The 13,073-nt window shown below is 68.5% G+C and carries 14 protein-coding genes; 8 read left to right on the top strand and 6 right to left on the bottom strand.

The genetic code is table 11. The features are described from left to right. Nucleotides 1-4 precede the first annotated feature (4 nt). Nucleotides 5-1,219, bottom strand: a complete 1,215-nt coding sequence (locus G361_RS0101100) for a glycosyltransferase (protein WP_081635258.1) — start codon at nucleotides 1,217-1,219, stop codon at nucleotides 5-7. Between the two features lie 687 nt (nucleotides 1,220-1,906). On the opposite strand from G361_RS0101100, the gene G361_RS0101095 reads away from it, so the two are divergent. The 7 genes from G361_RS0101095 to G361_RS0101065 all read left to right on the top strand — a co-directional run bounded on the left by G361_RS0101095 (nucleotide 1,907) and on the right by G361_RS0101065 (nucleotide 7,279). Next, a complete protein-coding gene (locus G361_RS0101095; protein ID WP_026342570.1) occupies nucleotides 1,907-2,299 on the top strand; it encodes a hypothetical protein in 393 nt (130 codons plus the stop codon). Next, a complete protein-coding gene (locus G361_RS0101090; protein WP_019925191.1) occupies nucleotides 2,296-2,700 on the top strand; it encodes a roadblock/LC7 domain-containing protein in 405 nt (134 codons plus the stop codon). The genes G361_RS0101095 and G361_RS0101090 overlap by 4 nt, the downstream gene beginning before the upstream one ends. 56 nt (nucleotides 2,701-2,756) lie before the next feature. Beyond that, a complete protein-coding gene (locus G361_RS0101085) occupies nucleotides 2,757-3,128 on the top strand; it encodes a hypothetical protein (protein WP_019925190.1) in 372 nt (123 codons plus the stop codon). A gap of 272 nt (nucleotides 3,129-3,400) precedes the next feature. Further along, nucleotides 3,401-4,540, top strand: coding sequence for a terpene synthase family protein (locus G361_RS0101080; RefSeq protein WP_231386748.1), 1,140 nt, complete (start codon nucleotides 3,401-3,403; stop codon nucleotides 4,538-4,540). A gap of 53 nt (nucleotides 4,541-4,593) precedes the next feature. Further along, the gene (locus G361_RS0101075; RefSeq protein ID WP_019925188.1) at nucleotides 4,594-5,898 is read left to right on the top strand and encodes a sensor domain-containing diguanylate cyclase; all 1,305 of its coding nucleotides are present in this window, start codon (nucleotides 4,594-4,596) and stop codon (nucleotides 5,896-5,898) included. Between the two features lie 50 nt (nucleotides 5,899-5,948). After that, the gene (locus G361_RS0101070) at nucleotides 5,949-6,965 is read left to right on the top strand and encodes an LLM class flavin-dependent oxidoreductase (protein ID WP_019925187.1); all 1,017 of its coding nucleotides are present in this window, start codon (nucleotides 5,949-5,951) and stop codon (nucleotides 6,963-6,965) included. Between the two features lie 23 nt (nucleotides 6,966-6,988). Further along, entirely contained in the window at nucleotides 6,989-7,279 is a 291-nt protein-coding gene (locus G361_RS0101065; RefSeq protein ID WP_019925186.1) for a DUF1330 domain-containing protein, read from the top strand. 17 nt (nucleotides 7,280-7,296) lie between these two features. Here G361_RS0101065 and G361_RS0101060 read toward each other — a convergent pair whose 3' ends face one another. Genes G361_RS0101060 through G361_RS0101045 form a run of 4 tightly spaced genes read right to left on the bottom strand, consistent with a single transcriptional unit; the run spans nucleotide 7,297 to nucleotide 11,113 of the window. After that, nucleotides 7,297-8,058 (bottom strand): enoyl-CoA hydratase-related protein, encoded by a 762-nt coding sequence (locus tag G361_RS0101060; protein ID WP_019925185.1) that lies wholly within the window; start codon nucleotides 8,056-8,058, stop codon nucleotides 7,297-7,299. 17 nt (nucleotides 8,059-8,075) lie between these two features. Further along, a complete protein-coding gene (locus G361_RS0101055) occupies nucleotides 8,076-8,837 on the bottom strand; it encodes an SDR family NAD(P)-dependent oxidoreductase (protein ID WP_019925184.1) in 762 nt (253 codons plus the stop codon). 15 nt (nucleotides 8,838-8,852) lie between these two features. After that, entirely contained in the window at nucleotides 8,853-9,905 is a 1,053-nt protein-coding gene (locus tag G361_RS41750) for a phosphotransferase family protein (protein WP_052172606.1), read from the bottom strand. Next, nucleotides 9,902-11,113, bottom strand: coding sequence for an acyl-CoA dehydrogenase family protein (locus G361_RS0101045; protein ID WP_019925182.1), 1,212 nt, complete (start codon nucleotides 11,111-11,113; stop codon nucleotides 9,902-9,904). The genes G361_RS41750 and G361_RS0101045 overlap by 4 nt, the downstream gene beginning before the upstream one ends. Before the next feature lie 136 nt (nucleotides 11,114-11,249). Between G361_RS0101045 and G361_RS0101040 the strand changes: the two genes are divergently transcribed. Beyond that, a complete protein-coding gene (locus tag G361_RS0101040) occupies nucleotides 11,250-12,107 on the top strand; it encodes a TetR family transcriptional regulator (RefSeq protein ID WP_019925181.1) in 858 nt (285 codons plus the stop codon). Nucleotides 12,108-12,135: 28 nt separating this feature from the next. Here G361_RS0101040 and G361_RS0101035 read toward each other — a convergent pair whose 3' ends face one another. Beyond that, complete coding sequence (locus tag G361_RS0101035) at nucleotides 12,136-12,981, bottom strand: helix-turn-helix transcriptional regulator (RefSeq protein ID WP_019925180.1); 846 nt, start codon at nucleotides 12,979-12,981, stop codon at nucleotides 12,136-12,138. Nucleotides 12,982-13,073 lie beyond the last annotated feature (92 nt).

The following is a 13,073-nucleotide window of genomic DNA, read 5'->3' as shown; positions in this document are numbered from 1 at the left end:
GATGTCAGCTCCTCGGACTCGTCTCGATGAGATCTCGCAGATCGTCGGCGAACGCGGTCTGCCGGGGCAGGGCGTACATCCGTTCCCGCAGTTCCGCGGTGGCCCGCCGATAGGAGGTGTCGGCCAACACCCGCTCACACGCGGCCAGCACCTCGGCCGCGGTGACCGTGGCGGGGTCGATCCGCAGGCCGGTGCCGAGTTGCGCGCACCGCCGGGCATTACCGGGATGGTCGGCGAAGAAGGGCAGCAGTACCTGGGGGATACCGCAGGTGATCGTGTCCCGGATCGAGTTCAGGCCGCCGTGGGTGATGAACAGATCCACCTTCCCCAGCACCAGCGACTGGGGAACCCGGGTCATGGTGTGCACATGCGGTGGCAGCGACGGGAACACGTCCCGGTACTGCGCCGGCAGCGCCGCGAGGACCGAGCATTCCAGATCCGCCAGCGCCGTGAAGATCTCGCGATAGATCTCGATCGAGCGCGGCATGTATCGGGTGGAACGGGGACCGATCGACCCCATCGACAGGTACACGATCGGTGTGCCCCAGGGGAATTCGCCCGGCAGCCGCTCGTCCCGCCGGGTGGGCAGTTCGTGACGGTATCGGCGCAGCGGCGCGTCGAAATCTGCGTGGTTGAAGGCCTCCGGAGTCATCGAGACGGTGAGATGGCGCAGGACGCCCGGTTCCGGCGGCTCCGGCGGGAGCCCCAACTCGGCTCGCCGGGCGGTCAGTCCGGGCCGGACCACCTCGGTGTGCAGGCGTTGCACCACCGCCTCCAGCGGGCCGATGTCCACGACGACGTGGGGTATCCCCAGTACCTCCGCGGCCAGATATCCACCGAATTCGGTACATTCGTGCAGCACCGCGTGCGGCCGCCAGTGTTCGGCCAGCGCGAGCACCCGTGCGGCGACATATCCGGCGACACGGGCGGAGGTGAACTCCGCCATGAGCGCCCGATCGAAGGCCGCCGCGCCCCCGTCGAGCAGGGCCCCGAAGACGACGCTGTCGAAATCCGGGTCGAGCCACGACGCCCCGATGTCGACGGTCCGCACGCCGTAGCTGTCGCGCAACCATCCGGACCACTTGTCCGGCACCGCGATTCGGACATCGTGGCCCAGTCCGCCGAGTGCGTCGACGAGCGTGACCAGCCCGCGCAGATGCGATTCGATCGGATTGACGGTGACCAGCACGCGCATGCGGTCGTCAGGGGGAAGGCTCATCGGGTACCACCGGTCACGAGTCCTGAGACATCGGGTTCGAGCGCGATCTCAGCGGATCACGACAGTAGTGTCGCAGGATCGCCCGGCACCCGAAGCCTTTCGGCCCCGAAGAGAGCCTCGTCACCCTGCACGTGCAGATCGACTGTGGGACAGACTGTTTGGTCGCTGTCGCACCGATCCGCGGCTACCGCACCCGTTGCCCGGCGATTCGGAATAGCCGATCCGCATAACTCCGCACCCGCCCACCCATTCGACAACTGGACACGTGACCAAACATTCTCTGAAGATTTGCGGTGCATTATTGACGGTAGTCACATTTCGCCGTCCGGCGACGGGAACTCACTATTGGAAAATCAATATTGCGATCTGACGGGCGGATCGATCGAGCCCATCCGCGACCACGGAACCGGAAAGAATGGCCCATATGTCCAGCACCGATCACGGTCACACCGAAGGCCGGACGCCGCCGGCACTCCGCACACGAACCGGGCAGATCACGTGCGCGCCAGCGGTTTCGGGCCACCACAATGATTGCCGAAGTTTTGCCGAAATCAATAGATCAATGGTATAGGATGTCTGCGAAGTGATCCTTTTCCATTACGGTTGTCACAATACCGACAGGATGGTATGGTCCGCTTCGGGTTTGCCGCTGCACGTTTTCGGGCGCAATGAAATATTGAGGTGGACATGAATTTGGACGATGCCCTACGCGACGGAATGTCGATGGACGGAGCGGTGGGTATCGCGCTCGTCGATTACAGCAGCGGAATGATTCTCGGCAAGCAGGGCGGGAATTCGCTGATCGACATGGAAGTCGCCGGAGCCGTCCTCACACAGGTCGTGCGCGCGAAGGTCGACGCGATAAGAACACTCCAGTTGAACGATGCGATAGAAGACATACTCGTCACGCTCGGCGCCCAATATCACATCATCATGCCGCTGGACGACGGACGGAACAGCAACATTCTCGAGAGCGACGGGAGCACCCTGTTCCTGTATCTCGTACTCGATCGGGACCGGGCGAATCTCGCCATGGCGCGCCACCTGCTGCGCCGGATCGAACAGTCGGTTCAGGTGTGACGCGCCGGTTGGAGCTCGCGCTCACCGAGCCCGAGAAGGTCGCCCGACTGCTCGCCGAGGCCTGCGAATCGGTCGACGACGCGGCGTACGCGTTCGTCGCCAGCCGGGACGGCTTGGTCGTGGCCAGTGCCACGGCCGATACGACCCCGGAAGACGCAGTGGCGCTTCGCGGTTCGGCGCTGGCGGCGGCAGCGGTGGGAATCGGTGACCACTTCGCGGCACTGTCGGCGCACGGGCGTCTGCAATCCACGTTCTTCGAATCCGATCGCGGGTGCGTCGGTATCTTCCCCCTCAGCAGCGCGGTACTGCTCGTGGTGGGCAGCGGCCAATCGGTCAACCTGGGCCGGCTGACCGCGGCGGCGAAACGGATCATCGCACTGCTCCAGGCGCCGAAGGACTAGCCGACGTCACGCCGGATGCCCAGTCCGGCAACCGATTACGAAAGGCACGAGAACACATGAGCAACATAGATCTCGCACTGAAGGACATGATGTCCATCGACGGCGCGATCGGCGCCGCCGTCGTCGACTACTCCAGCGGCATGGCGCTCGGCATGCTCGGCAATTCCAAGACCTTGGATCTGCAGGTCGCCGCCGCCGGCAACACCGAGGTCGTGCGCGCCAAGCTGCGCACCATCGACCAGCTCGGTCTCAAAGAGGACATCGAGGACATCCTCATCACCCTCTCCGGCCAGTACCACCTCATCCGGCCGATGGCCGGCCCGAAGTCCAAGGGCCTGTTCCTCTACCTCGCGCTCTACCGCGAGCGGGCCAACCTCGCGCTGGCCCGGCACCGCCTCAAGAGCATCGAGCAGGAACTGGACATCTAGCGCGACCCGCACCCGGTCGTCACGCGGGGGACGACCGGGTCGAGGTGACACGTGATGATCGCATCGCCGCAGGTAGGTGGCACCGAGCGATCGACCGGCTCGCCGACGGCGCCGTAGCGCGTTAACGTTGAAGCGGAAAGGCTACCGGTCGCTTGGTTTTGATTGCGGTGAGCGTGCGCAACGGCGACCGGGTCACGCGGCCGTCTCGGGCAGGACCGGTATCCGGTTCCGGCCGAGGCGGCCGCGTGGCGCGGGCCCGGAAGGGAGTCGCCGTGGCAGGCGGGTATGTGGCGGCGATCGAGGCGGAGCTCGCGGCGATGCGGGCCGACCACCAGCGGCTGGTGCGGGACGGGCCGCCGTGGTCGCTGGCGGCGTTGTTCAGCACGCCGGAATCCGGAATCATCGAGTACTGCAAGGATTTCCGGCCCAACCGGTTCGGCGTGGAGGCCTGTGCGGCGGTCGAGGCGTTCTGCCGCCGGCACGGGATCTGGCTGGAGGCGGGCGGCGCCCACTACAACAGCATGACGCCGTTCCTGCACCCGCGAGCGGTGACGGCGGAGCGGATGACGCTCATCGGGAATTACAACGCGATCCTGTTCTGGCTCAACGACACTGCCGGACGGGAGAAGTTCGCGCATCTCACGACGACCGAGCAGTCCGATGCGCACAGCACGGTCGAGAGCCTGTGCCGGCTGCTGTCGACGGGACGGACGGTGGCGGATCCGACACCGGTCGAGGCGGCGACTGCCGAATTCCTGGCCGAGCTGACCGCGAACGGGGAGCCCGCCTGGACCGCATGGGTCCTGGAATCGACGATCGACCATCTGCGCACCGCGATCCGCGATCAGAACGCCAGGGCGCGTGGGGATCTGCTGTCGGTCGAGGAATACATCGATCTGCGCGCCCGGGTTTCGGGCATGTACCCCGCGATCGCGCTGTGCGAGTACGGACGCGACACCTATCTCCCGTGGGATCGGATCCGCGCGGCCGGACTCGAGACCGATCTGCGCCGGCTGCAACGACTCACCGCCGATATCGGCGCGCTGATGAACGACATGTTCTCCTTCGAGAAGGAATGCATCGTAGACGGTGCGGATTTCAACCTGATCCCGATCTGGTTGCTGAACAATTCCGGCGCGAAACTCGCCGACGCCGTGCACGCGGCCGCCGATATAGTGCGCGACCGATTCACCTCGTTCCGCCGAATCTGGCAACCGTTGTACAACAGCTGCGCCGAATCCGGAGACCCGGCCACGACCGATCCGATCGCCGATCATCTACTCGATCTGCGGTGCTGTGTACAGGCGACCTGGGTTTGGCAGGTCGAGACCAGTCGGTACAAAGGAAGCTCGATCTTCGCGGAGAACCGGCAACCGGACAATCACCGTGACCACACCGGAAACACGCGGTAGATTCGGGACGGTCTGTTCGAGTAGAGGTCCTGACGCTGGAGCCGGAGTGGGGTGTGCCGGACCAGCGCGACACGGTGGTGCAAGGGGATGTGGTGGATGACGGCGAGCGTTCGACGCTGGCGCGAGAGTGGTGGGAGGTGCTGGCGGCACAAGGTTTCGTGCCGGGATCGGTCGACGACCGGCGACAACTGCTGTCCGGGTTGATCGGTGACCTGCTCACCGCCGCGGCGGCCGAACCGTTCGACGCGACACCGGGCGCGCGGGCCGGCCGGGCGCTGGTCGCGGCCCACCTGACCGACGAGCGGATCCCGGCGTTGTCGGCGCAGGTGCTGCACCGGCTGACCGAGCACTGCGCGGCGCCGGCCCGGATCGCGGCCCTGCTGACCGCACTCGGACAGGGGCACCAGGCGGCCCTGGCCGGTCTGCGCACCTCCGATTTCGTTGCCGGACAACGCGACACCGTGCAGGACAACCGCTTCCGGATCGTCTTCGACCACATCGCCGCCGCGATCGCGATCGGCGACACCGAAGGCACACTGCTGGAGGCCAACCGGGCGCTCGCGGACATGATCGGAGTTCCGGTCGGCGAGTTGCGCGGGATCTCGGTCTACGATTTCGCCCACCCCGACGACCGCGACCATATCCGTAACCTGTTGTACGACAAGCTTGTTCCGGCCCGTTCCGGCACGGTCAAACTGGAACGGCGGCTGATCCGCGCCGACGGCAGCGTCGGATGGATGTCGTTCGCCATCACCTATGTCCCCGGCGCCGCCGGGAATCCCGACTATCTGCTGGCCGTCGGCGCCGACGTGACCGATACGCACCGGCAGCAGGAGGAACTGCACCGGCAGGCGCGTCACGATCCGATGACCGGCCTGCCCAACCGCCGGCTGCTCATGGAACGGATCGACGAACTGGTCGCGACCGCCGGTCCCGAGGACCGCGCCGGATTCTTCTTCATCGATATCGACCACTTCAAGGCCATCAACGACCGGTACGGCCACAGCATCGGCGACCAGGCGCTCACCGCGGTCGCCGCCCGGTTGCGCAACAGCGTCGGCGACCACGACTGCCTGATCGCGCGGATCGGCGGTGACGAGTTCGGCGCCCTCATCCTGCCCCCGGCCGACACCACCCGGCTCACCATGATCGCGAACCGCCTGCTGTCGGCGCTGGTGGATCCGATCACCGTCAACGGCCGCGCCATGACGATCTCCGCCAGCATCGGCGCGGTGGTCACCCCGGTCCCGGGCATGAACTCCGAATCACTGCTCGCCGCGGCCGATACCAGCCTGTACTACGCCAAGACCAACAACAAGGGCCACTGGATCCTGCACACACTCGACGCACCCGCCTGACCGGCGCTACCAACCTTGCAATCCTTATGATGATTAACTAGGTTGAGTCCGTGAGCGGCAAGATCTCCTTCGGATTCCTGTACGACTTCCGGAATCCGGCCCGATGGCAGCGGCCGTGGGCGGATGTCTACGCCGAAACCCTGGATTTCATCACCTGGAGCGAATCCGCCGGATTCGGCGGCGCGTGGGTGCCGGAGCACCACAACGCCTCCGACGGTTACATGCCCGCGCCGCTGGTGATGCTGGCCGCGATCGCCGCCCGCACCCGGAGTATCCGGCTCGGGTCGGCGGTCGCCCTGGCGCCGCTGTATCACCCCGTCCGATTCGCCGAGGACTGTGCCGTTCTCGACATCATCTCCGGTGGCCGGCTCGATATGGCCCTCGGCATCGGGTACCGCCGGCGCGAGGCCGCGGGCTACGGGGTGGAGTTCTCCGCGCGGGGGCGGCGCACCGACGAATTCCTCGACATCGTCACCCGGCTCTGGGCCGGTGAGACGGTCACCCACAGCGGGAAACACTTCACCGTCGAGAACGCCGCGATCACCCCGGCGCCCGACCGCGGCCACATTCCGCTCTATCTGGGCGGATTCAGCGACCGGGCCCTCGAACGCGCCGCGCGATACGGCCGGGGCTACTTCGGGAATCTCGACATGGTCGGGCGGTATCGGGAGAAATTGCGCGCGTGCGGGAAGGATCCCGACAGCGGCCGGGTACGCATCCAGGGCACCTTCGTCGTCGTCGCCGAGGATCCCGAGCAGGCCATGCACGAACTGGGTCCCTACTACCACCATGTGAACAACACCTACGGCGAGTGGCACGACGAGGACCGCGCCGCGACCGGATTGGCCGACGACACCGTCCTGTCCCCCATGACCCTCGACGAATTCGCGGCGAGCGGTACGCTCACCATCCTCACGCCGGACGCGGCGATCGAGATGTTCCGCGGCTGGCTCACCGAGACGCCCGTCGAACACTTCATGATGATGCTGCCGCCGGGACTCCCCCCGTCCCGATTCGTGAAGTACGCCGAAACCTTCGCCGGCACAGTCATTCCCGCATTCAGCTGAACATCTCCCGGAACGGACATTCGATGCCCAAGGCCTACGTCATCGTCACCGAAGACATCACCGACCCCGAGGGGATGGCCGCCTACAGCCGCGCCGCCGCACCCTCACTGGCCGCGAGCGGCGCCCGCGTCCTGGCCGTCGACACCCAGGTGGAAACCCTCGAAGGCCGGTGGCACGGCAGCAAGACCGTACTCATGGAATTCGACTCGCCGGAAGCCGCCAAGGCCTGGTACGAATCCGACTCCTATACCGCGGCCCGGCCCCTGCGCCAGGCCGCGGCCGACAGCCACGCCGCGATCATCACCGGGCTCTGAGCAGCGCTCGGCCGCGGTCAGCGGCCTTGCCAGTCCGGTGCGCGCCGGCCGAAGAACGCGGCCAGGCCCTCCTGGAGATCGGCGGAGGCCAGCAGCCCGGCGTGCACCTCCTCGGTCATGGTCCACAGGCCGGTCTCGTCGCCGGCGATGGCGGAATTGGCGATCCGCAGCGCGCCCCGGACCGCCAGCGGCGCGTTCGCGCCGATCCGCCGCACGAGTTCCAGCGCACCGGCGAGCGCGGCGCCCGGCTCCACGAGCCGGTTGACCAGGCCCAGCCGTTCCGCCCGCTCGGCGTCGAGATCGTCTCCGGTGAGCAGTAATTCGCGGGCGACGTTGGCCGGCAGCAGGCGGGCCACCCGGAAGGCGCCGCCGAAATCCGGGATCAGCCCCCGCTTCGGCTCGGGCAGGCCGAACCGCGCGGTCCGGCTCGCGACCACGAGATCGCAGCACATGACAAGTTCGAAACCGCCACCGAGCGCGAAGCCCTCGACCGCGGCGACCAGGGGCTTGCCGCGCACCCGGGTCATGATCCCGGCGATCCCGCCGCGTTCGGTGGGCTCCCCGGCGCCGGCGGCGAGATCCGCTCCGGCACAGAAGAATTCGGGTCCACCGGTGAGGACGGCGAACCACTGCTCCGGATCGTCCTCGAATTCGTTGAGCGCGTGGTCGAGACCGGCGGTGATCTCGTCGTTGATCGCGTTGCGCTTCGCGGGCCGGTTCAGGGTGAGAACGGTTGTGCGGTCGCGCTTCTCGACCGTGACCGCGGGTTCGGCACTCATCGGGCCGCTCCTTCCGATCAGGCGATGGTGACGCCGCCGTCGACGACGATGGTCTGCCCGGTGACGTAGCCGGCCGCGTCGGAGGCCAGCCAGACCACGCTCGCCGCCAGTTCCTCGGGATCGCCGGTGCGGCCCAGCACGATTCGGGGTTTCATGCTGTCGAGATAGCCCGGCTTGTAGTGGTCGGTCATCTCGGTCTCGAAGAAGCCGGGCGCCACCGCGTTGACCCGGATGCCCTTGCGGGCGCCCCACTGCTGGGCGAGGTCGCGGGTCAGGCCGATCAGGCCGGCCTTGCTGGCGCTGTAGGCGGCCTGCGGAAGTCCGGCGGTGGTCAGGCCCAGGATGCTCGAGATGTTCACGACCGACGAGCCCGGCTTCATGACCCGCCCGGCCGCCTGCGCGGCCCAGTACGCGCCGTTGAGGTTGACGTCGATGACCGCGCGGAACTGATCCGGCGTCTCGTGGGTGGCCGGGTAGGCGGTGCCGACACCCGCGTTGTTGACCAGGACGTCGACCCGGCCGAAGTGCGCGAAGGCGGCGTCGATCAGGTGGTACGCCTGTTCCGAACTCGCGATGTCGGTCTCGACCACCAGGGCCTTGCGGCCGGCCTCGCGCACGAGATCGGCGGTGGCCTCCAGCTTCGCGGCCCGCCGGGCGGCCAGGACCACGTCGGCGCCGGCCTCGGCGAACGCGCGCGCGAACGCCACGCCCAGCCCGGACGACGCGCCCGTCACCACGACGACCCGGTCGTCCATCCGGAACTTGTCGAGAATGCTCATCAGAAGGTTCCTGCCCTACGAGTGGTTGGTCGCTGTGACGGTATCGGTACTCCGGGGCGAGTGCCGCAACAGGCGCAGTCCGGCGGCCATGAGCTCCGGCGTCGCATCCGCCGCGGCGAGGGCGCCACTGCCGGAGTCCGCACCCTGCCGGGCCCGGTAGGCGATGCCCTCGGCGATCACGGCCAGCTTGAAATTGGCCAGGGCCAGATAGTGGTCCCAGGCACCGAGATCGCGGCCCGAGGTCACCGCGTACCGCTGCGCCAGCGCATCCGTCGACGGCAGGCGGTCGCTGGTCCACGCCGCCGTCGTCCCCAGCACCAGATCGAAGACCGGATCGCGGTAGACACACATCAGCGCCAGGTCGGTGAGCGGGTCACCGAGCGTGGACATCTCCCAATCGACCACCGCGCGAACGATTTCCGGTCGATCGGCATCGAGAATGGTGTTGTCGACACGGAAGTCGCCGTGCACGATCGCGGCCTCGGCCGGCGGCGCGAAATCCGCGAGGGCGGCGGCCAATCGGGCGGCATCGGGCAGTTCGCGGGTCTTCACCTGCTCCCACTGCCGGGCCCACAGCCGTACCTGCCGGGACACGTAACCCTCGGGGCGGCCGAACGATTCGAGGCCCACCGCGCGAAAGTCCACGGCGTGCAACGCCACCAGGACGTCGACCAGGGAGTTCACGACGGCGAGGACCTGCGCGTCGGTCAGCGCGGCGAGGTCGTCCTGGTCGCGGACCACCAGACCGGGCACGAAATCGACCACGGTGCAGGGGGCTCCGAGTACGGCGCCCTCCCGATCGATGGCGACGGTTCCGGCGACCGGTACCGCGGTGGGCCGCAGGGCCTCGGTCACCGTGTACTCGCGCCCCATATCGTGGGCGGACGGGGTCAGCCCGGCGACCGGCGGCCGCCGCAGCACCCAGGCCGACGTGCCGTCGGACACCCGGAACGTGAGATTCGAACGGCCGCCGCTGATCTGCTCCGCGGTCAGCTCGCCGCGGACGGTGACGCCGCGGTCGGCCAGGAACCGGGCCACCGCCTCGATGTCCATACCCGGCAGGCTCATCGGTCGCCCGCCTGCAACGCGCGCTTCGCGGCGCCGATGCGACGCTTCGCGATGGCCCACCGATGGACCTCCGACGGCCCGTCGTAGACGCGGAACGGCCGGACCTCCCGCGACAATCGGGCCAGCGGCAGATCCTCCGATACGCCCAGCCCGCCGCACATCTGCACGCTGCGATCCACGATCCGGAAGATCGCCTCGGCGGCAAAGGTTTTCGCGATGGAGGTGGAATCACCTGCGGCCCCACCGGCATCGAGCTCCCAGCAGGCCCGCGTCAGCAGCGCTCGCGTCGCGGCGATGTCGATCTCGTTGTCCGCGACCATCTTCTGGACCATACCGAGATCACCGAGCCGGCCGCCGAACCCCTCCCGCTGTGCGACATGCTCGACGGCGACGTCGTGCGCACGGCGCGCGGCGCCGAGCCAGCGCATGACATGGGTCATCCGCGCCGGGCCCAGCCGGACCTGCGCGTACTCGTAGCCGCGATCCACCTCGCCGAGCACCGCGGAATCGGGGACGTCGACATCCTCGTAGTCGACCTCGCAGTGCCCGCCGACCATGGACCGGTCCAGCGTCGTGATGTGCCGGCCGACCCGCACCCCGGGGGTGCCGGCGGGAACCAGGAACATCGTCGCCCCGCCGCGCTGACCGGGTTGTCCGGACGTGCGGGCCATCACGATGTGGAAGGCGGCGCCGTCGGCGCCGGTGATGAACCACTTCCGCCCGTTGATCCGCCAGCCGCCGCCGTGCCGTTCCGCGCGGGTGGTCAGGGCCGCGGGATCCGAGCCGGCGCCCGGCGCGGGTTCGGTCATCGCGAAGGCCGAGCGGACGTCGCCGGCCGCGAGTGGCGCGAGGAATTCGTGCCGCTGTTCCGGTGACGCGACATGGGCCAGCAGGTGCATATTGCCCTCGTCGGGCGCGGCGATGTTCAGCGCGGTCGGCCCGAACAGCGAATACCCGGCCTCCTCGAAGACCGGCGCGCGGTCGGACATGTCCAGCCCGAGGCCGCCGTACTCCAGCGATACGTGCGGCGCGAACACCCCGGCATCCTTCGCGGCCTGCTGCAGATCCTTCCGGATCGCGTCCCCGCCCGCGGCGGCGATATCGCCGCGGTGGCGATCCTCGATCGGCAGGACGGTCGTACGGACGAACTCCCGCGTCCGGTCGACCAGCGCCGCCACCTCGGTGGAGTAGGTCAAATCGATCGGCACTGCCTACCTCATCTCGCGACTTACCGAGCGCTCGCTCGGTCAACAATGACAGTTCACTGTACACATATCGCCGATACCGTCGTCAACAGCCCGGACCGGACTTGCCTTGTTCAGGATTTCTGAACAGAATGCCTCCGTGGACAGCACGCACGACGCCGGGGCCGCGATCAGACGCCTCCGCACCGCCCGCGGCCTCACGATCCGTGAGCTGGCGCGGCGCGTACAGGTCAGCGCCGCGACCGTCAGCGCCGTCGAGAACGGTAAGACCGGCGTCTCCGTATCGCGCCTGCGGACCTTCGCCGAGGCGCTGGAGGTCCCGGTCGCGCAGCTGCTCACCGGCACTTCCCCCACTCCCCCGCCACCGCGCACCCCCGTCCGATCCGACCCGGTCGGCTGGCGCGACTACCCGCCCCTGATCCTGGATCCGGTACTCGCCGCCGCCGTGGACGCGATGGTGGAGACCGGCTACCACGGCACCACGATGCGGGCGATCGCGCAGCGCGCCGGTATGAGCGTGCCCGGTATCTACCACCACTACCCCGACAAACAACATCTGCTCGTGGAGATCCTCGACCTGACGATGAGCGATCTGCACCGCCGCTGCTCGGCGGCCGCCGCGGGCGCCTCGAACAGCGTGGAGCGGGTGGCCCACATCGTCGAGGCGCTGGCCCTGTTCCACGCCCACCGCCGGGGCCTCGCCTTCCTCGGCGCCAGTGAGATGCGCAGCCTGATCGACGTGAACAGATCCCGAATCGCCGACTCCCGCAACCGACTTCAGCGCATCCTCGACGACGCCATCGGGACCGCCGCCGACGAGGGCCGGCTGCGCACCGAGGATCTGCGCACCGCGGGCCGCGCCATCGCCACCATGTGCACCTCCATCCCCCAGTGGTTCCGCGACGACGGCCCCGCCACCCCCGAGCAGATCGCCCGCACCTACGCCGAATTCGCCCTGGCCCTGCTGAACGCGGACCCCGTCGCTACCGAATGCTGATGCGGCCCGGCACCTTTCGCGCCTTCCGTCAGGGCACCAGTGACTGGGTGCCGAGGACGGTGGCCAGGGCCAGTCGGTCCGCGTCCTCGGTACCGGGTTCGGCGGTGTAGACGGAGATGCGCAGATCGTCCAGGGCGACCAGCAGGGTGTCGCAGTCGAGGGTGATGCGGCCGACCGAGGGGTGGTCGACGGTCTTGTGGCGGGACGGATCGGCGAGTGGCGGTGGGGCCTCGGCATGCCAGAGTTCCGCGAAACGCGGACTGCCGGAGGTGAGTTCGGCGATCAGGCGGCGCAGGGTGCGGTCGGCGGGATAGCGCGAGGCCGTCACGCGCAGGTCGGCCACGAGCCGGGCCTCGTGGCCGGCCTGTTCGGCCGGGGTGTGCACGACCCGGGTGGGCAGGCCGGCGAGGTTGCGCCACACGGCATTCCGCTCCAGGCCGCGCCAGCGGGTGGTATCGCCCATCAGGGCATCGAACGGCGCGTTGGCGAGGACCAGGGTCCAGCTCGCGTCGTACACGACGACCGGGGTGTGCGACAGGCGGTCCAGCAGGCGCTGCACGCTCGCGGGCACCCGGGACGGCACGACGTCGGGGCCGGGGGTCGCATGCCCGGCGAGGCGGTACAGCTGATCGCGTTCGGCGTCGGAGACGCGCAACGCGCGGGCCAGCGACTCCACCACCTGCGCCGAGGGCGCGGTCGCGCGGCCCTGTTCGAGGCGGGTGAGGTAGTCGGCCGAGATACCGGCCAAGGCGGCCAGTTCCTCGCGGCGCAATCCGGTGGCCCGGCGCCTGCGGCCCACCGGCACACCCAGGGTCTCGGGCGGCACGCGGTCGCGCCAGCGGCGCACCGTCGGACCGAACTCCCACGATTCCATACCCCCAGTCTGCCCGGGTGCGCGCCGGGTTGTCCTGGCCCCGGCAGTCCTACGAAAACCGGACGCCTGTTCGCGACACGCCCGGCCGCGCA

Origin of the sequence: Nocardia sp. BMG111209 (genome assembly GCF_000381925.1) — a bacterium.
Taxonomy (GTDB): domain Bacteria; phylum Actinomycetota; class Actinomycetes; order Mycobacteriales; family Mycobacteriaceae; genus Nocardia.
This window is presented reverse-complemented; position numbering and strand designations above follow the sequence as displayed.